At 70.8% G+C, this 1,387-nt stretch carries 2 protein-coding genes; both read right to left on the bottom strand.

Annotated elements, in window-relative coordinates:
- Positions 1–1,138 (bottom strand): aspartate aminotransferase family protein (locus IH13_RS38375; protein WP_031088269.1); only part of this gene is annotated, 1,138 nt, incomplete at its 3' end.
- Positions 1,135–1,387 (bottom strand): nitrilase-related carbon-nitrogen hydrolase (locus tag IH13_RS0125635; protein WP_031088268.1); only part of this gene is annotated, 253 nt, incomplete at its 5' end. The genes IH13_RS38375 and IH13_RS0125635, both read right to left, overlap by 4 nt.

The raw sequence follows: 1,387 nt of genomic DNA, 5'->3' as shown, positions 1-1,387 counted from the left end.
CTTCGAGTACGGCCGCCGCGGCCTCCGGGTCCGCCGCGTCGGTGCCGGGTCTCACCAGTTCGACGCCGATCATCAGGCCCCGGCCGCGTACCTCACGTACGGCCGGTGAGCGGGCGCCGATCGCCCGCAGCCGCTCGATCAGCAGTCCGCCGACGCGGCGCGCGTTGCCCTGGAGGTCGTGTTCCAGCAGGTAGGAGAGGTTCGCGAGCCCCGCCGCCATGGTGACGGGGGATCCGCCGAAGGTGGAGATGGAGTTGGCGTCCAGGCAGTTCATGACGTCCGCCCGGGCCACGACGCCGCCGACGGACATGCCGTTGCCGATGCCCTTCGCGAAGGTGAGGATGTCCGGCGGCCCGTTCGAAGCGTGTGCCTGCCAGCCCCAGAAGTGGTCCCCGGTGCGGCCCCAGCCGGTCTGCACCTCGTCGGAGATCCACAGGACGCCGTGCCGGTCGAGCACCTCGCGGAACGCCGCGTACAGCCCGTCGGGCGGTGCGGTGAAGCCGCCGACGCCCTGGACGGGTTCGGCGATCAGCGCGGCCGGTTTCCTGGTGTGCCCGAGCAGGTCCTCCAGGTCGGCCACGCAGGCCCGGACGAACGCGGCGTCGTCCAGGTCCGCGTACGGGCCGCGGTGGCGGACCCCGCCGTGGACGTAGAGGGTCTGCAGCGGTGACAGGCCGGTGGGCGACCAGGACCGGTTGCCCGTGACGGACACCGTCGAGAACGACCTGCCGTGGTAGCTGTTGCGCATGGCCAGGACCTGGTTGGACCCCCGGTAGGCGGTGGCGAGCAGCAGGGCGGTGTCGTTGGCCTCGGTGCCCGAGGTGGTGAAGAAGACCCGGGCGTCGGGGATTCCGGAGAGCGCGGCGACGCGTTCGGCGAGGTCCACCATGGGGCGGTTGAGGTAGAGCGTGGAGGAGTGGACGATCCGCCCGGCCTGCTCGGCGACGGCCTCGGTCACCTCCGGCAGGGCGTGCGCCGTCATGGTGGTGAGGATGCCGCCGAAGAAGTCGAGGTACCTGTTGCCGTCCGCGTCCCAGACGTGCCGGCCCTCGCCGTGCGTGAGCTCCAGGGGGTGGCGGTAGTAGAGCGCCAGCCATTCAGGGCTGACGGCCAGGTGCCGCTCGTACAGCCCGCTCACGGTTCCACCAGCCCCTCGTAGGCGTCCGGACGTCGGTCCCGGTAGAACGCCCACTGCTGCCGTACCTCGTCGATGAGGCCGAAGTCGAGGTCGCGGACGACGAGTTCCTCAGTCTTGTCGTCGGCGACGTCACCGACGAACTGCCCGCGCGGGTCGACGAAGTAGCTCGTGCCGTAGAAGTCGTTGTCGCCGTACTCCTCCTGGCCGACCCGGTTGATCGCCGCGACGAAGTACTCGTTGGCGACGGCC

Source organism: Streptomyces sp. NRRL WC-3549, assembly GCF_000721935.1.
Lineage (GTDB): Bacteria > Actinomycetota > Actinomycetes > Streptomycetales > Streptomycetaceae > Streptomyces.
Note: the sequence above shows the minus strand (reverse complement) of the source record. Positions and strands in the feature narration are given on the sequence as shown.